The following is a 16,824-nucleotide window of genomic DNA, read 5'->3' on the forward strand; positions in this document are numbered from 1 at the left end:
GCAGGGCGGCACGGGTGGGCGCAGCGGCACCTACATCCCGGCCGCCGGATCCTGTGGCCCCCTCCCCGACAGCACCTCTCCGTACGCCTGCATCAGGTCCGGCAGCCGCAACGTCGCCAGGTCGCTCCGCGACAGCACTCCCGGATACGAGGACAACCGCAGATCCCGGTAGGCGCAGCTCTTCTCGTACAGCGTCCGCAGGAACCGCCCGTTGCCCAGCTCGTCGATCCAGCCCTGGTCCACCACGTGACCGGCGATCGACCGGAGCTCATCCAGTGCCTCCTCGTCCCACGCGTCCCCGTTCTCGGCGGCCAGCACCTCGCCGATCGAGGTCAGTTCGAGGGGGCGGTAGGAGGGAAAGTCCACGCGGGTCGTGAAGCGGGAGGACAGCCCCGGGTTGGCGGCCAGCAGGCGGTCCATGCCCTCGGGATAGCCGGCCAGGATCACCACCAGGTGGTCCCGGTTGTCCTCGGCCCGCTTCAGCAGCACCTGGAGCGCCTCGTCTCCGTACGCGTCCCCCTTGCCGTAGCCGGAGTTGGAGAGCGAGTAGGCCTCGTCGACGAAGAGCACCCCGCCGATCGCGGAGTCGATGAGTTCGTTCGCCTTCACGGCGGTCTGGCCCAGGTACTCGCCGACCAGGTCGGCCCGCTGTGCCTCCACGAGGTGGTCCCCGCCGAGCAGGCCCAGTGCGTAGAAGACCCGGCCGAGGATGCGGGCGACGGTGGTCTTCCCGGTGCCCGACGGCCCGGAGAAGACGAAGTGGCGTTTCGGCGGCTGCACCGGCAGCCCCTGCCCGGCCCGCAGGCGGGCCATGTTCAACTGCGCGGACAGCGCCTTGACCTGTCGTTTCACGGGTTCGAGGCCGACCATGCGCTCCAACTCCGCGAGCGCCTCCTCGAGTAACGCGGGGTCGGTCGGCCCGGCCGGCAGCGGAGGCGACGGCACGACCTTCTCGCGCACCGCCGGGTCGATCACCGACGGCATAGCCCCGGCCGGCGGCTCCGGTTCCCCGAACCGCAGGTCCCGGCCCTCGGTGCCGAAGAGCGGGTCGAGCAGGTCGGGCCCGTCCACGACGTCCTGCCCGGCGCCGGTGAGGGTGATCGCCGCGAAGTCGGCCGTGTCGTCGTACCCGTCGCCCTCGGCTATCGCGGCCAGCCGTGCGGAGGTGTCCATGAAGGCGGGGTCGACGCGGTGCACGGCCCGGTAGAGGGGGAGCGCGGCGGCGCTGCGGCCGGTGCCCTCGTGCGCCCGCGCCAGCCAGTAGCGCAGCTCCTTGCGCTGCGGCTGTTCGCTGCGGCAGCGCATCAGCGCCGCGGAGAGCAGCGGTTCGGCCTGGCCGTACATTTCGAGGCGGACCCGGGCCATGCCGCCGAACAGGCCCGCCTCGATGCCGAGCATGGGGTCGTCGAGGAGCGGGTCGGTGTGCCGTACCAGCTGCTCCCAGTCCTTGACCAGGTAGGCCCGGCAGGCGTGCAGGAAGCGGACCTGGGGGTCGGCGTCCACCGGCGGGAGCCCGGCGAGGGCCCGGTCGAGCTCCGGGACGTGCCGGCCGTCCAGCCAGTGCGAGGCGTGGGCGAGGAGGAGGTCGCGCGGGCTCTCCAGCACCGGCTGCACCCACCAGCCCAGCCAGTACCAGGAGTTCAGCGTGCGGCGATGCCGGCCGCGCTGTTCGCCGAAGCGGTCCCGGTGCCGGAACATCCGCAGCAGCGCGGTCGTCGTGTCCACGCGCAGCGCGTGCAGCCCGAGCCAGCCGTCGGCCATCCCGGGATCCATCCGCACCGCGGTGCGGAACTCCTCCTCCGCCTGCGGATAGGCGCCCATCGTGTAGGCGTCCACGCCTCGTAGCCAGGCGAGGTCGGCCGGGGCCTCGGGGCCCTGCGTGCCGAAATCCATCACGTCCCCCACAAACCGTGCCCCCGTGGTTGGCCCCCGGGCTCCCCCCGATGGCCGCCGTTGGTCGAACCGCTGTGCCGCGGACCGGAGTTGCAGGTGCGCGAAGCAGCCGTTCGAAGGTCGCACCGAGGGCATCGTACCTGCGGTTCCACCGCCCGCCGAAGGGTGCCGCACAGGCCGTTTGGCGAGGTGGGGGCAGAAAGGGCGCACACGGCTCGGTGACCGAGGGTGAGCGGAAGGGCGCACGCGGCGCACACAAAAGGGGTAAAGGGCAGAACGAAGCCCCCGATCACGGGGGAACAACCGGGGGCTTCGCGTCTGCAGGGCGGCTTCGATGGCCGCTCATTCAGAACGTAAGTCCTGTACGGCCCCCGGGTCAAGCGGAGTTGAGGTACTCGGGCAACTTCTTGGAGGCACGTCTTCACAAGTTCAGCACACAGCGGACGGCCCGTCACGGTGGGTGACATCCTGGTCCGGTCCAACTGTCTTCACCGGCCCCGGCAGCATCAGATATCCCTTCTGCGACTGTGTCACCAGAAGGTCGGCGTACGGCCTTGAGGGGTCCTCGGAAAAGTGTTCGCGTTCCGCCCTGACCCACTCGACCCAGAAGTCCCGCTGTTCCGCGCCGTCCCGCGTCCTGCCCCGCGTCCAGGACTCCTCGTGCGGCAACTCCATCCACAGCAGTCGCGCCAGGAAGGGGCGCAGTGCCCGGCGGCCGGCGCCGACGCCCTCCACGAGGATCACCGGGGCCGACGGCAGCACGCGGGGCGGGCCGAAACGGCGGGTGCGCCAGTCGTAGGGGGAGTAGTGCGCCGTCCCGCCGCGGCCGAGCGGCTCGATCACCTGGGCCAGCAGGCGGCCGGTCCAGGCGAACAGCTCCTCGTGGCTGGCGATGTCGTCGAGGTGCAGCACCGGCGCCCCGCCCAGGGCGGTGGCCAACTGCCCGGCGAACGTGGTCTTTCCGGATCCGGCGTGCCCGTCGACGCCGACGAGGCGGACCGGGCCGCAGGAGGGCGGCAGGGCCCGGAGTGCGGAGGCGAGGTGGTGAATGGCCGTTCCCAGGTGTGCTGCGGTGTGGGGTGTTTTCCGGAAACATTCTAGTAGTGCGGCGCATAGCGGGCGTCTGCGGCCCCGGGAAGTCGCGGCTTGAACTAATTTCTGGCCGTTCTTTGCCGTGCGCATTGATATTTCCGTCCGGCTGACCGATATGTCGACCTCGCGTGTTTCCGGTGCGCCCGGCCCTGAGTAGGGTGCCTTCAGCGTGCACGCGTCGAACGGGGACGGGCAGGGGAAGATGGCCGCGGAGTTATTCGAAGGGCAGTACGTATGGCATCCGGCGGCCGACGACCGTGTGCTCGCGAGCGTATGCGTGGACGTGCGCGCCGGAAGATATCTGACTGCCCGTGAGGCGCTGGCCGAGACGCGTGCCGACTTCCCCCTGCGGGCCCACCGCTCCCTGGTCCTCGCCTCCGAGGCGGCCGGCACCGACCTGGTGGAACGGTGGCTGGCCGAGGAACCGGGTGCCGAGTCCACGCTGATGTGGGCCCGGGTGGCCGTGCAGCGGGCGATCCGGGCGGCCGACGCCCGTGACGAGCGCGCCGAGGCGCTGGAGCGGATCGCCCTCGCCGCCTGCGACCGGGCCAGCGCCATGAACCCCGCCGACCCCACGCCCTGGGCCGCCAAGCTGGCCATGGCCCGCCTGCACCGCCCGCACGACCCCGCCCCCGGCGGCCTGCTGACCTCCCCGCCCGGCCCCTGGCGGCTGTTCGCGCACACCCTCGCCCTCGACCCCTGGCACCGCGAGGCCCACCACCGCTTCCTGTCCTTCTTCTTCACCCGGTACGGCGGCTCGGTCAACGCGGCCTGGGACGTCGCCGCCTTCCTCGCCCAGCGGGCCCCCGCCGGCTCGGCGCTGCGGCTGCTGCCGCTGGTCGCGCTGGTGGAGAGCCACAACCCCACCCAGCTGCTCGCCGAGCGGGTCTGGGAACAGCCCCAGTGGCGCAGCACCGCCCTGTCGAGCTACCACAACTGGCTGCCCACGGTGCCCGGATACCGCTTCACCCCGGTGCTCGACCTGGCCTACCTCGCGCACGCGCTGGTCATGGCCCGGTGCGAGTTCGAGGCCCGGGCGGTCTTCACGGCCATGGGGCCGTACGCCTCACGCATGCCCTGGAGTGTCTTCGGCGAACCGGCCGACCAGCTCTCCCGGGCCCGCCGCGCCTGCGGCCTGCCCATCCCTTCCTAGAGTCCCAGAGAAAGGCCGGCACGTGTCAGAACGCACAGCGGACCCCGTCACGCTCGACGACGACGCGACCCTGCACGCGATGGGTTATCCGCGGAAACTCACCCGCCGATTCCAGGCCTTCGACAATTTCGCCATCTCCTTCACCATCATCAATATCCTCTCCGGTATTTTCTCCTCCTTCGGATTCGGTATGAACGCGGGCGGTCCCCGCATTCTCGTGTTCGGCTGGATCGGCGTCTGCCTGATGGTGCTGTGCATCGGCGCCGCCATGGCGGAAGTCGCCTCCGCCTATCCGACGAGCGGCGCCCTGTATTTCTCCGCCGGTAAACTCGCCAAACGGCACAAGGGCGCCTGGTCCTGGTACACGGGCTGGCTGAACTTCGTGGGCCAGATCGGCGGCACCGCGGCCACCGGCTACGCGGCCGCCACCTTCATCCAGGCCTTCGTCGCCCTGCAGTGGCCCTCGTACACGCCGACCACCCACCAGACGGTCCTGATCACGGCCCTGATCATCGTCGTCCAGGGACTCGCCAACACCTACACCGTGCAGCTCGTCGCCGTACTGAACCGGATTTCCGTCTGGTGGCTGCTGATCGGACTCGTGGTGATCGTGAGCACACTGATCGTGATGCCGGACCACCACCGGTCCGCGTCCTTCGTGACGCATTTCGTGAACAACACCGGCTTCACCAACGGTCTTTACGGCGGCCTGCTCGGGCTCCTGGTCACCAGCTGGACCTTCACCGGCTTCGACGGCAGCTTCCACATGTCCGAGGAAACCGTCCAGGCGACCGTCAACGCCCCCAGAGGGATCATCCGGTCCATCGGCTATTCGGCGATCACCGGTCTCGTCCTGATGCTCGCGCTGGTGTACAGCATCGGCGACTACACCAAGGTGGCGAGCTCCTCCGCGCCGCCCGTCCAGATCCTCATCGACGGGCTCGGCATGGGCTGGGCCAAGGCGATGCTGCTCGTCGTCATCGGCGCCATGCTCTTCTGCGGTCTCGCCAACCTCACCAGCAACACCCGGCAGATCTTCGCCTTCTCCCGGGACGGTGCCATGCCCGGCTCCCGGCTGTGGCACTCGGTCTCGCCCCGCACCCGGACCCCCGTCAAGGCCGTCTGGCTCGCGGTGGCCTGCTCGGTCGCCCTGGTGGTGCCGGGCTGGTGGTCGCACACGGCGTTCACCGCGATCGTCAGCGTCAACGTCGTCGGCCTGTTCCTCGCCTACGCCGTGCCGGTGTTCCTGCGGTTGCGGCTGGGCGACGACTTCCAGCCCGGGCCGTGGAACCTGGGCCGCTGGAGCAGGCCGGTCGGCTGGCTGGCGGTGACCTGGATCCTGCTCAGCAGTGTCCTGTTCATGCTGCCGCAGGCCTCGCCGATCACCGTCGACTCCTTCAACTACGCGCCGATCGCGCTGGCCGCCGTCCTGGTCGTGGCCACGGTCTGGTGGTTCGCCACCGCCCGCCGCCGCTTCCAGGGCCCGGTCAGCTACGGCCGCCCCGACGAGGTCGCCGCCATGGACCTCATCTGAGCCGACGAGGACCGTGGAAAGGGCCCCGGCGACCGCGCCGGGGCCCTTTCGGTGGACGAGACCAATATTGGTGGGCGTGGCATGAGCGGAAGTGCTGGCAGGGGCATGGCGCCTGCTCCATAGTTGCCCCACAGCCTCTTGCTCCGGATCAGCCGTGACGCGCACACCTGGGGGTCCTCCGCCCATGAGCAGAGCCGAACAGCCGTCCCGCAGAACCGTTCTGGCAGCCGCCGCCTCCGTCGCGGCGGCGACCGTCGCGCAGGGCGTGGTGCCCGCGGTGCCCGCGGTCGCCGCGCCGGAGACCGACGCCGACGCGACCGCCCGGACCGAGACCCGCAGGGCCGGGAACGGCCGTCCCGGTCACGGGCGTCCCGGCCACGGCCGGGACGGGACCCGCCCGGTCGACTACCGCTCCTGGACGACCTACAGCGACTGGAAGACCGGCACCGCCAAGGGCGTCGGCGCCGTCGCCGGGGACCGGCCCGGCGTGGTGATCGGCACCCCGGCCGGCACCACCTCCTACACCGACCCCCACACCGGCACCACCGCCAGCTGGGAGTACGCCACCTGGACCGGCCCGGTGCACCAGCCGGCCGTCCCCGCCACCGAGACCATCGCCTCCTGGAACGCGGACACCCCGGCCGGCACCTGGATCAAGGTCGAGCTGCACGGCACCTACTCGGACGGCACCGACACCCCCTGGTACGTGATGGGCCGCTGGGCGGCCGGCGACCAGGACATCAAGCGGACCTCGGTGGACGGCCAGACGGACAGCAAGAGCACCATCTGGACCGACACCTTCTCGATCGACGACGCCACCACGGGCCTGCGCCTCACCTCGTACCAGCTGCGCCTGACCCTCTACCGCAAGCCGGGCACCAAGCTCACCCCGACCGTCTGGCGGCTCGGCGCCATGGCCTCCGACATCCCGGACCGCTTCACCGTCCCCGCCTCCACCCCGGGCCTGGCCCAGGAGCTCAAGGTCCCGCGCTACTCCCAGGAGATCCACAAGGGCCAGTACCCCGAGTACGACAACGGCGGCGAGGCCTGGTGCAGCCCCACCTCCTCGCAGATGATCGTCGAGTACTGGGGCGGCCGGCCGACCGCCGCGCAGCTGGCCTGGGTCGACCCGTCGTACACCGACCCCCAGGTCTGCTACGCGGCCCGCTACACCTACGACTACCAGTACGGAGGCTGCGGCAACTGGCCGTTCAACGCCGCCTACGCGTCGACGTACCCGGACCTCCAGGGCGTGATAACGCGACTGGCCTCGCTCACCGACCTGGAGACCCTGATCGCGGCCGGCATCCCGGCCATAACGTCACAGTCGTTCCTCGCGTCGGAGCTGACGGGTGCCGGCTACGGCACCTCCGGGCACCTGATGACCGTGATCGGCTTCACCGCGGACGGCGACGTGATCGCCAACGACCCGTTCTCGGCCACCGACGACGCGGTCCGGCGGGTCTACCAGCGGCGGGAGTTCGAGAACATCTGGCTGCGGACCAAGCGGTACAACGCCAGCGGCAAGGTCGTCTCCGGCACCGGGGGCGTCTGCTACCTGTACTTCCCGGCCTCCCCGGCCCCGGCCCAGCTCAAGGCGCTCGAGGCGGTCGGCGTGCGTTGACCAGGTGCGACGGCGGCCTCCGGGCGTCCCGGGGGCCGCTGACCTGTGACCAAGCTCTCCACCGCAAAAGCCGCAATCGGTGGCATGGTGGACGTCATGACCACGCACTCCGCCACCGCCGCCCGCGCCCGTACCGGCGGCCCCAAGGACGACGGTCCGAAGGTTCTGGAACACGTCATGGGCTGGACCCTTGTCGTGGTCATCGCCATGTTGGTCACCCAACTCGGTCTGCTGTGACCTGACCCACGACCCGACCTGACATACTGCGGATGTCCCGCAGCCCGTTGAGACCAGGGTCGAATTTGAATATCAGTCAACAGCGTGCCGCCGCCCGTCCCCGGGCGCGCGGCACCGAGCGTTCCGTGGCTCGTCGTGCTGAACTCATCGCCATCGGGCGGAAGTTGTTCGCCGACACCTCGTACGACGCGCTCTCCATGGACGACATCGCCAGGCAGGCGCATGTCGCCAAAGGGCTGATCTACTACTACTTCCAGTCCAAGCGCGGCTACTACCTGGCGATCATCCAGGACTCCGTCGCCGACCTGGTCACCTATGCCGCGAGCGGCCTGGAGCTTCCCCAGGCGGACCGCGTCCACCGCACCATCGACAGCTATCTGCGCTACGCCGAGCACCACCAGGCCGCGTACCGCACGATCGTCAGCGGCGGTGTCGGCTTCGACACCGAGGTGCACGCCATCCGGGACGGGGTGCGCGAGGCGATCGTCGCGACCATCGCGGAGGGCGCCTACGGCCGTACCGACATCGCCCCGCTCGCCAGGACCGGCCTGCTCGCCTGGCTGTGCAGCGTGGAGGGCGCCACCCTCGACTGGATCGACCGGCCCGTGCTCTCCCGCGAGACCCTGTGCGAGCTGCTGGTCAAGACGCTCGGCGGCACCCTGCGCGCCATCGAGGAACTGGACCCGTCCTACCGCGCCCCGGCCCCGGCCCGCCGGGACGCCTGACGCGGAAGGGGCGGAGGGCTCGTGGTCCCCCCGCCCCAAGTCCCCCGTGGAGGGGGCTAGTTGATGGCCTTGATCAGCTCACCGCCCGTGGTGTCGCCGCTCAGCTCCCAGAAGAAGGTGCCGCCCAGGCCCTGCTGGTTCTTGTAGGTCATCTTGGTCGCGATGGTCGCCGGGGTGTCGTAACTCCACCAGTCGCTGCCGCACTTGGCGTACGCCGTGCCGCCCACCGTGCCGGTCGCCGGGCACTTGGTCTTGAGCACCTTGTAGTCGTCGATGCCCTGCTCGTACGTCCCCGCCGCCGGGCCGGTCGCCGTGCCGCCGGGCGCCGCCTGGGTGACGCCGGTCCAGCCGCGGCCGTAGAAGCCGATGCCGAGCAGCAGCTTGGCCGCCGGGATGCCGAGGCCCCTGAGCTTGGCGATGGTCGCCGAGGTGTAGTAGTTCGCCGTCGGGATGCCCGAGTAGGAGTTCAGCGGTGAGTGCGGTGCCGTCGGGCCGGTCGAGGCCCAGGCGCCGAAGTAGTCGTACGTCATCGGGTTGTACCAGTCGACGTACTGCGCCGCGCCCGCGTAGTCCGCCGCGTCGATCTTGCCGCCGCTGGTGGCGTCGGCGGTGATCGCGGCCGTGACCAGCGAGCTGCTCCCGAACTTCGAGCGCAGGGCCGCCATCACGTTCTTGAACGCGGCCCGGCCGCTGGTGTCGCAGGTGTTGCCGCAGGCGTTCGGGTACTCCCAGTCGATGTCGATGCCGTCGAAGACACCCGCCCACTTGGAGTTCTTCACCAGGTCGTAGCAGGACTGGGCGAAGGCGGTGGGGTTCTTGGCGGCCTCGCCGAAGCCGCTGGACCAGGTCCAGCCGCCGAAGGACCAGAGGATCTTGAGGTTCGGGTGCTTCTTCTTGAGCTTCAGCAACTGGTTGAAGTTGCCGCGCAGCGGCTGGTCCCAGGTGTCCGCGACGCCGTCCACGGACTCGGCTGCGGTGTAGGTCCGGTCGGTCGCCGCGTACGAGTCGCCCATCGCGCACTTGCCGCCGGTGACGTTGCCGAAGGCGTAGTTGATGTGGGTGAGCTTCGCGGCGGAGCCGGAGGTCTCGACGTTCTTGACCAGGTACTTGCGGTCGTAGGTACCCCATTCCGTGAAGTAGCCGACGACCTTGGAGCCGGCCTGCACCTGGGGAGCGGACGGGGCGGACGGGGCCGCTGCGGACGCCGTGCCCGCGCCGGCCAGCAGCCCGGCGCCGAGGACGGCGCAACAGGCCGCGGAGAGCAGCGCCCGGAAACGGGAGCGGTGAGTGGTGTGCATCGGGTGTCTCCTCCTGGGGGAGAGGGGAACGCGCGCCGATTGGCATGAACGCGGTAAAGCGTTGGTCATGAACCTTAGGAGGACTAGACCAGTCGGGTCAATGGTTCGGACCAATTTCGCTGGTTTCGAATGTTGTCCTGGCATTCCTGAAGTAAGCGGTCGTTAACTGGTGACGGGAGGTCCCCGATCGGGCATACTCACTGCGCAGCCGCAGGTCAGCAGCTTCCGAGACCCGGAACGCCGACCTCGGCCGCACTCGATCGACAGGCGGCGCCGCTCCTATCCCACGGGCCGTGACCGCCGCGCCCGACAGGGAGGAGACCGACGTCATGTCCGACCGCGACCCGCAGCCGGTGGAGCGTCAACTGCCGACGGACGAGGCGAGGGACCTGCTCACGCTGGTCCGCGAGATCGCCCGGCGTGAGATCGCGCCCAAGGCGGCCGAGGAGGAGGACGCCGGGCGCTTCCCGCGCGAGGTCTTCACCCTGCTCTCCGAGTCGGGCCTGCTCGGCCTGCCCTACGACGCCGAGTACGGCGGCGGCGAGCAGCCCTACGAGGTCTACCTCCAGGTCCTGGAGGAGCTGGCCGCGGCCCGTCTCACCATCGGCCTTGGCGTGAGCGTGCACACCCTCGCGAGCTACGCGCTCGCCGCCTACGGCACCAAGCAGCAGCAGGTCGAGCACCTGCCCGCGATGCTCGGCGGCGGCCTGCTCGGCGCCTACTGCCTCTCCGAGCCGGCCTCCGGTTCGGACGCGGCCTCGCTGCGCACCAGGGCCGTCCGGGACGGCGACTTCTGGGTGATCAACGGCACCAAGGCCTGGATCACGCACGGCGGCATCGCCGACTTCTACACGGTCATGGCCCGCACCGGCGCCGAGGGCTCACACGGGATCACCGCCTTCCTGGTCCCCGGCGACGCCGAGGGCCTCAGCGGCGCGGTGCCCGAGAAGAAGATGGGCATGAAGGGCTCGCCCACCGCCCAGGTCCACTTCGACGACGTCCGGGTCTCCGACGAGCGCCGCCTCGGCGAGGAGGGCCAGGGCTTCGCCATCGCCCTCTCGGCGCTGGACTCCGGCCGGCTCGGCATCGCGGCCTGCGCCATCGGCGTGGCCCAGGCGGCCCTGGACGAGGCGGTCGGCTACGCCACCGGGCGACGGCAGTTCGGCCACCCGATCTCGGACTTCCAGGGCCTGCGCTTCATGATCGCCGACATGGCCACCCAGATCGAGGCCGGCCGGGCCCTCTACCTCGCGGCGGCCCGGCTGCGCGACGCGGGCCGCCCGTTCGCCAAGCAGGCCGCCATGGCCAAGCTGCACTGCACCGACACCGCGATGAAGGTGACCACCGACGCCGTCCAGATACTCGGCGGCTACGGCTACACCGCGGACTTCCCGGTCGAGCGCTACATGCGCGAGGCCAAGGTCCTGCAGATCGTGGAGGGCACCAACCAGATCCAGCGGATGGTCATCGCCCGTCATGTGGCGGGGCCGGAAAGTCGCTGAACTCGGTGAACTCGCTGAGCTCGCTGAACTGCCCGCGGGTGACCGTCGGGGCCGCCAGCCTGACCCACTCCGGGTCGTGGCGGCCCGGCAGGGCGCGGCCCCGGTCGGCCCAGGTCCGCATCAGGTCTCGGTAGATGGGCGGGTCCTGCGGCGCTGGCGGCGGCAGCGATGCGGCGGGCGGGGGCACGAAGATCCGGCGCTGACGGCCGAGGGCGGTGTAAGTGGTCGTCACGCCTGGCCAACGCGGCGGCGGCCGCCCCGGTCACCGATCCCCCGAATCGTGCGTGAGTTCGTGGACGTCCGGTCCCGGATCTGGCCGCCCCCTGTTTTCTGACGTACCGTCAGCCGGACCGTCTCCAGCCTCCGGGGAGGCCCGCCATGGCCGACGACCGTCCCGTACCGCTCGACGAGTACCCCGTCCACCAGGTCCCGCTCTCCATGAAGCACGTCGCCACCGGGGACCGGAATGCCTACGACCGCTGCATCTTCCACGTCCTCGACCACGACGGCCGCGCCCTGCTCATCCTGGGCCTCGGCGTCTACCCGAACGTCGGGGTGATCGACGCCTACGCCACCCTGCGCGCCGGGGACACCCTGCACGCGGTCCGCGCCTCGGACGCCCTCGGCGACGACCGGATGCGGCTCGCGGTCGGCCCGCTGAGCATCGAGGTCGAGGAGCCGCTCCGGCGCTTCCGGCTCCGCTGCGACGACTCCGTCCAGGGCGACTCCCTCACCTACGACCTCACGTGGACCGCCGACTTCCCGGCCCTGTGGGAGCCGCACCACCTGCAACGCCGGGGCGACCGGCTGACGTTGGAGGGCCGCAGGTTCGTCCAGGCCGGGGGAGTGTCCGGGGTGGTCAGGGCCGGCGGCGAGGAGTACCGCGTCGACCCGGCCGGCTGGACCGGCACCCGGGACCGCAGCTGGGGCGTCCGCCCGATCCCCGGGGAGGAGGGCGGGCGGCTCGCCGCGGAGCACCCGACCGAGGGCTTCCACTGGATCTGGTGCCCGGTTCGCTTCGGGGACCGCTTCCTGATGGTCATCACCCAGGAGGACGCCGACGGCTACCGCACCCTGAACGACGCCACCCTGGTCCGCCCGGACCGGCGCGACCGCCAACTCGGCTGGCCGCGGACCGAGATCACCTACCGCTCCGGCACCCGCCACCCGGAGCGCGCCGTCGTCCACCTCGGCGACCCGCGCAAACCCCGGGAACTGGAGGTGGAGATCCTCGCCTCCTCGCCGCTCGCGGTCGGCGCCGGCTACCCGCCGGCCGATGACTGGCAGCACGGCACCTGGCAGGGCCGCGCCTGGACGGACCGCCGTACCTACGACCTGACCGTGCCGCACCCCCGCGCGGCCTACGGCGTCACCGACCACGCGGCCCGCTTCCGCCTCGACGGACGGACCGGCCACGGCATCTTCGAGCACGGCTCGTTCGGCAGGCACGACCCGAGCGGCTTCACCGGCTTCGACTCGGTGGCGCCCTGAAGGAGGAGGCCGGGATGACGGCGAAACCGCGCCCACGCACCACGACCCGCGACCCGGAGGACCTCACGCGCCGGCTGACCGCCTGGCTGGACACCCGGCTCCCGGGCGCCAAGGCCGTCGGCGTCACGGTTCCCGCCTCCAACGGCATGTCCAGCGAGACCCTGCTCTTCGAGATCGAGCACCCCGAACCGCCGCTGCGCGCCTGCGCGTTGAGGTTGGCGGCGGACCCGTCGGCGTACACGGTCTTCCCGTCCTACGACCTCACCCGGCAGTACCGCACGATGCGACTGGTCGCCGACCGCACGGACGTGCCCGTGCCCCGCGTCCTGTGGCTGGAGGAGGACCCCGGACCGCTCGGCGCGCCCTTCTTCGTGATGGAGCGGGTCGAGGGGCGCGTCCCGCCCGACGTCATGCCCTACACCTACGAGGGGAACTGGCTGCACGCGGCGACCGACGCCGAACGGGAGCACCTCGAAGCCGCCTCCGTCGGCCTGTTGGCCCGACTGCACGACCAAGTCCCGCTGGCCGAGGCGGAGTTCCTCGCCCTCCCCGGGGACGGCGACGCCCTGCACCGGCATGTCGAGTCCCAACGGCGCTACTACGACTGGGTGGTGGCCGGACTCGCCCGCTCGCCCCTGATCGAGGCCGCCTTCGACCGGCTCGCGGACCTGTGGCCGAGCGAACCCGGCACACCGGTACTGAGCTGGGGCGACGCCCGGATCGGGAACGTCCTCTACGACGGCTTCGACCCCGTCGCCGTCCTCGACTGGGAGATGGCTGCACCGGCCCCGCGCGAGGTGGACCTCGGCTGGACCGTCTACCTGCACCGCTTCTTCCAGGACCTCACGACCGCCTCCGGACAGCCGGGGCTGCCCGGCTTCCTGCGCCGTGACCACGTCGAGGCCCGCTACGCCCGCCTCACCGGCCGCACCCCGCAGGACATGGACTTCTACACCCTGTACGCCGCCCTGCGGCACGCGATCGTCATGCTGCGCGTCGCCTACCGGCAGGTGTACTTCGGAGAGGTCGCCGTCCCGGCGGACCCGGACACGCTGATCCTGCACCACGGCAGCCTGCTGGCCATGGTGCAGGGCAGGTACTGGGACGCGGTGCGCTGACTCAGGCGGCCTGACGGCTGACGGCCAGGCCACCGCCGTGGCGCATCGCCGGCACGCGCATCGGGCGCGAGCTCGGCCCGCCGACGTGCGAGAAGGGCTGCGTCCGCCAGTTCAGACTCTGCGGGAGGGTGAGCAGGACGGCGGTGTCCTGCTCCTGCGGCTCGACCGACTCGTCCGCCGACGGCGCGTCGTCCGCCGCGCGGCCCGTACCGGCACAGACCGTGAGACCGAACGGGTTCCACGGCGAGGCGCACAGCGCGTGCTCCGGCAGGAACTCCTCGTCCGCCAGCAGTGCGATGGACTGCGTGCAGTCCGGGCAGATCACCCGGAACATCTCGAAGGTGTCGTACGCGTCCAGTTCATCGGCCTCGTAGAGGTCGGGTTCGACGCCCTCCGGCTCGGGCTCGACCACCAACTGCGGGCGCTTGGACACGGGACGACCAGGGCGCTTAAGACTCTGCATGGGTAACTCCCCCTCGGGCTGGGCCGATACGGCGCTGCGGCCTCGACCACAGCAAGCACTTCCCGTCCGATCTCGGCCGTAATCACGAGAGCATCACGGAGCCCGTTCAGGGGCTGTGGCGTTCGTCACATGCCGAACGCAGGTGCCCGGTGCGGTGGATTTGTCCCTCAGATGGCTCACAGCCTGCCGTCCGTCACATCACGAACCGGCCATGACCTGCGCCGCTGAGGTATCCCAGGAGATCAGGCGCACTGTAGTTTTTGCGCCATGGAGGAGCTGGACCGTCAAATCGTGCAGCTGCTCGTCAAGGACGGGCGGATGAGCTACACGGACCTGGGCAAGGCCACGGGTCTGTCCACGTCGGCCGTGCACCAGCGGGTGCGCCGGCTGGAGCAGCGTGGCGTCATCCGCGGCTATGCCGCGGTCGTCGACCCGGAGGCCGTGGGGTTGCCCATGACGGCGTTCATCTCGGTGAAACCGTTCGATCCCAGCGCCCCCGACGACATCGCGGACCGGCTGGCCGGCGTCCCGGAGATCGAGGCGTGCCACAGCGTGGCGGGCGACGAGAACTACATCCTCAAGGTGCGCGTGGCGACCCCGCACGAACTGGAGGAACTCCTGGCACGGCTGCGGAGCCTGGCGGGGGTGTCGACGCGGACGACGGTGGTGCTGTCGACGCCGTACGAGGCGCGTCCCCCGAAGATCTGACCGAGCCGCTCCGCTACAGCTGCCACCACCGGCCCACCGGCCCACCGGCCCCGCCGCGACGGCCGCCCCGCCGCCGCTACGGTCGCCGCCACCGCCACCGCCACCGCCGTGGGCAGGCGTTCCGCAGGGCGGAACGGGTGGGCACGGCCGACAGCTCCGGGTGCCTTGGGACATGCTCCGAGTGCAGCCGAGTATCGCGCCCACGCGGCGGAGCCGCATATGAATGGGGGCGCGTTCGGGGAGCCCCTCGTTCAAAGTGATCGGTGCGAGGGGTGAGACTGGTCTCCATGAGTGAGCGTGCCCCCGAGTCCAAGACCGTTCTCCTTCGCCGCGGCGAGGTTCACAGTCCCGCCGATCCGTTCGCGACCGCGATGGTCGTGGAGCGGGGGCAGGTCGCCTGGGTCGGGTCCGAGGGGGCCGCCGACGCCTTCGCGGACGGGGTCGACGAGGTGGTCGACCTGGACGGGGCGCTGGTCACCCCCGCCTTCACGGACGCCCATGTCCACACCACGTCCACCGGGCTCGCCCTGACCGGCCTCGACCTGTCCGGCGCGAGCTCGCCCGCCGCGGCACTGGCGCTGGTCAGGGAGTTCGCCGCCGCCCGCCCGGACGACAGGGTCCTGCTCGGGCACGGCTGGGACGCCTCCCGGTGGGCCGACGGCCGCCCGCCGTCCCGTGCCGAGCTGGACGCGGCCACCGGCGGACGCCCGCTCTACCTCTCCCGCATCGACGTCCACTCGGCGGTCGTCACCACGGCCCTGCTCGATCTGGTCCCGGGCGCGGAGCCCCGCGAGGACGCCCCGCTCACCGGCGACGCCCACCACGCCGTACGCGCCGCCGCGTTCGCGGCCGTGACGCCCGCCCAGCGGGCCGAGGCCCAGCGCACCGCCCTCGCGCACGCGGCCTCCCTCGGTATCGGCACCGTGCACGAGTGCGGCGGGCCGAAGATCTCCTCCGAGGACGACTTCACCGGGCTGCTGCGGCTGGCCGCCGAGCTGTCCGGCCCGCGGGTCGTCGGCTACTGGGCGGAGGCGGATGTCGAGAAGGCGCGGGAACTCGGCGCGCTCGGCGCCGCCGGCGACCTGTTCGTGGACGGGGCCCTCGGCTCGCACACCGCCTGCCTGCACGAGCCGTACGCCGACGCCGGTCACACCACCGGATCCGCCTATCTGGACGCGGCCGCCGTCGCCGCCCATGTCGTCACCTGCACCGAGGCGGGGCTGCAGGCCGGCTTCCACGCCATCGGCGACGCCGCCGTCACCGCCGTCGTGGAGGGTGTGCGCGCCGCCGCCGAGAAGGTCGGGCCGGCCCGGGTCCGCGCCGCCCGGCACCGGGTCGAGCACGCCGAGATGCTCACGCCCGAGCACGTCGCCGCCTTCGCCGAGTTCGGTCTGATCGCCTCCGTGCAGCCCGCCTTCGACGCGCTGTGGGGCGGCGCGGACGGCATGTACGCCCAGCGGCTGGGTGTTGAGCGGGCCCGCACCCTCAACCCGTTCGCCGCCCTCCTCAAGGCCGGGGTCCCGCTCGCCTTCGGCTCCGACAGCCCCGTCACCCCGCTGGATCCCTGGGGCACCGTCCGGGCCGCCGCCTTCCACCACACGCCCGAGCACCGGGTCTCGGTACGCGCCGCGTTCACCGCGCACACCCGCGGCGGCTGGCGCGCGATCGGCCGGGACGACGCGGGCGTCCTGGTGCCCGGCGCGCCCGCGGACTACGCGGTCTGGCGTACCGACGAACTGGTGGTGCAGGCGCCGGACGACCGGGTCGCCCGCTGGTCCACCGACCCGCGCTCCGGCACCCCCGGCCTGCCCGACCTGACCCCCGGCCGCGAACTGCCGGTCTGTCTGCGCACCGTGGTGGGCGGCCGGACCGTGTTCGTACGACCGGGCGAGTGACCCGCCGCATTCGTACGGCCGGGCGAGTGATCTCCCGGGGTGGCGCGGCCGTGATCGACGGCCGCCGCCCCGTCGCGCGACCTGCGCATCC

15 protein-coding genes are annotated in these 16,824 nt (G+C 71.4%); 10 read left to right on the forward strand and 5 right to left on the reverse strand.

Features of this window, described 5'->3' with window-relative positions:
• Positions 1-30 precede the first annotated feature (30 nt).
• Positions 31-1,893, reverse strand: coding sequence for an AAA family ATPase (locus ACFWPQ_RS11360; RefSeq protein ID WP_384032247.1), 1,863 nt, complete (start codon positions 1,891-1,893; stop codon positions 31-33).
• A gap of 429 nt (positions 1,894-2,322) precedes the next feature.
• Positions 2,323-2,943 carry a uridine kinase gene (locus tag ACFWPQ_RS11365; protein ID WP_384032328.1) on the reverse strand — a complete coding sequence of 207 codons (621 nt, stop codon included), beginning with the start codon at positions 2,941-2,943 and terminating at the stop codon, positions 2,323-2,325.
• A 244-nt stretch (positions 2,944-3,187) separates the two neighbouring features.
• On the opposite strand from ACFWPQ_RS11365, the gene ACFWPQ_RS11370 reads away from it, so the two are divergent.
• The 5 genes from ACFWPQ_RS11370 (at position 3,188) to ACFWPQ_RS11390 (ending at position 8,258) form a co-directional block, all read left to right on the forward strand.
• Positions 3,188-4,138 carry a hypothetical protein gene (locus ACFWPQ_RS11370; protein ID WP_384032330.1) on the forward strand — a complete coding sequence of 317 codons (951 nt, stop codon included), beginning with the start codon at positions 3,188-3,190 and terminating at the stop codon, positions 4,136-4,138.
• A gap of 79 nt (positions 4,139-4,217) precedes the next feature.
• Positions 4,218-5,672: an amino acid permease gene (locus ACFWPQ_RS11375; protein ID WP_384032332.1), complete on the forward strand. Its 1,455-nt coding sequence runs from the start codon at positions 4,218-4,220 to the stop codon at positions 5,670-5,672.
• A 184-nt stretch (positions 5,673-5,856) separates the two neighbouring features.
• The gene (locus tag ACFWPQ_RS11380) at positions 5,857-7,296 is read left to right on the forward strand and encodes a peptidase C39 family protein (RefSeq protein WP_384032249.1); all 1,440 of its coding nucleotides are present in this window, start codon (positions 5,857-5,859) and stop codon (positions 7,294-7,296) included.
• A gap of 96 nt (positions 7,297-7,392) precedes the next feature.
• Positions 7,393-7,533 (forward strand): SCO1431 family membrane protein, encoded by a 141-nt coding sequence (locus ACFWPQ_RS11385; RefSeq protein WP_308310962.1) that lies wholly within the window; start codon positions 7,393-7,395, stop codon positions 7,531-7,533.
• A gap of 65 nt (positions 7,534-7,598) precedes the next feature.
• On the forward strand, positions 7,599-8,258 hold the full coding sequence (locus ACFWPQ_RS11390; RefSeq protein WP_384032251.1) for a TetR/AcrR family transcriptional regulator: 660 nt from the start codon (positions 7,599-7,601) through the stop codon (positions 8,256-8,258).
• A gap of 56 nt (positions 8,259-8,314) precedes the next feature.
• Here ACFWPQ_RS11390 and ACFWPQ_RS11395 read toward each other — a convergent pair whose 3' ends face one another.
• Positions 8,315-9,556, reverse strand: coding sequence for a glycoside hydrolase family 18 protein (locus ACFWPQ_RS11395; RefSeq protein WP_384032253.1), 1,242 nt, complete (start codon positions 9,554-9,556; stop codon positions 8,315-8,317).
• Positions 9,557-9,885: 329 nt separating this feature from the next.
• Here ACFWPQ_RS11395 and ACFWPQ_RS11400 point away from each other — a divergent pair, with 329 nt between their 5' ends.
• Positions 9,886-11,058, forward strand: a complete 1,173-nt coding sequence (locus ACFWPQ_RS11400) for an acyl-CoA dehydrogenase family protein (RefSeq protein ID WP_384032334.1) — start codon at positions 9,886-9,888, stop codon at positions 11,056-11,058.
• Here ACFWPQ_RS11400 and ACFWPQ_RS11405 read toward each other — a convergent pair.
• A complete protein-coding gene (locus ACFWPQ_RS11405) occupies positions 11,021-11,290 on the reverse strand; it encodes a hypothetical protein (RefSeq protein WP_384032255.1) in 270 nt (89 codons plus the stop codon). The two genes, ACFWPQ_RS11400 and ACFWPQ_RS11405, sit on opposite strands and share 38 nt — an antisense overlap.
• Positions 11,291-11,436: 146 nt before the next feature.
• Between ACFWPQ_RS11405 and ACFWPQ_RS11410 the strand changes: the two genes are divergently transcribed.
• Together ACFWPQ_RS11410 and ACFWPQ_RS11415 are read left to right on the forward strand one after the other, a co-directional pair.
• Positions 11,437-12,549, forward strand: a complete 1,113-nt coding sequence (locus ACFWPQ_RS11410) for a hypothetical protein (protein ID WP_384032257.1) — start codon at positions 11,437-11,439, stop codon at positions 12,547-12,549.
• Between the two features lie 14 nt (positions 12,550-12,563).
• The gene (locus ACFWPQ_RS11415; RefSeq protein WP_384032259.1) at positions 12,564-13,667 is read left to right on the forward strand and encodes a phosphotransferase family protein; all 1,104 of its coding nucleotides are present in this window, start codon (positions 12,564-12,566) and stop codon (positions 13,665-13,667) included.
• Position 13,668: 1 nt separating this feature from the next.
• On the opposite strand, the gene ACFWPQ_RS11420 is transcribed toward ACFWPQ_RS11415, so the two are convergent.
• A complete protein-coding gene (locus ACFWPQ_RS11420) occupies positions 13,669-14,130 on the reverse strand; it encodes a hypothetical protein (RefSeq protein WP_384032260.1) in 462 nt (153 codons plus the stop codon).
• A gap of 267 nt (positions 14,131-14,397) precedes the next feature.
• Here ACFWPQ_RS11420 and ACFWPQ_RS11425 point away from each other — a divergent pair, with 267 nt between their 5' ends.
• Both ACFWPQ_RS11425 and ACFWPQ_RS11430 read left to right on the forward strand, forming a co-directional pair.
• Positions 14,398-14,838 carry an Lrp/AsnC family transcriptional regulator gene (locus ACFWPQ_RS11425; RefSeq protein ID WP_066997022.1) on the forward strand — a complete coding sequence of 147 codons (441 nt, stop codon included), beginning with the start codon at positions 14,398-14,400 and terminating at the stop codon, positions 14,836-14,838.
• Positions 14,839-15,125: 287 nt separating this feature from the next.
• On the forward strand, positions 15,126-16,733 hold the full coding sequence (locus tag ACFWPQ_RS11430) for an amidohydrolase (RefSeq protein ID WP_384032262.1): 1,608 nt from the start codon (positions 15,126-15,128) through the stop codon (positions 16,731-16,733).
• Positions 16,734-16,824 lie beyond the last annotated feature (91 nt).

The organism is Streptomyces sp. NPDC058464 (assembly GCF_042721035.1).
In the GTDB taxonomy this organism is placed as follows: domain Bacteria; phylum Actinomycetota; class Actinomycetes; order Streptomycetales; family Streptomycetaceae; genus Streptomyces.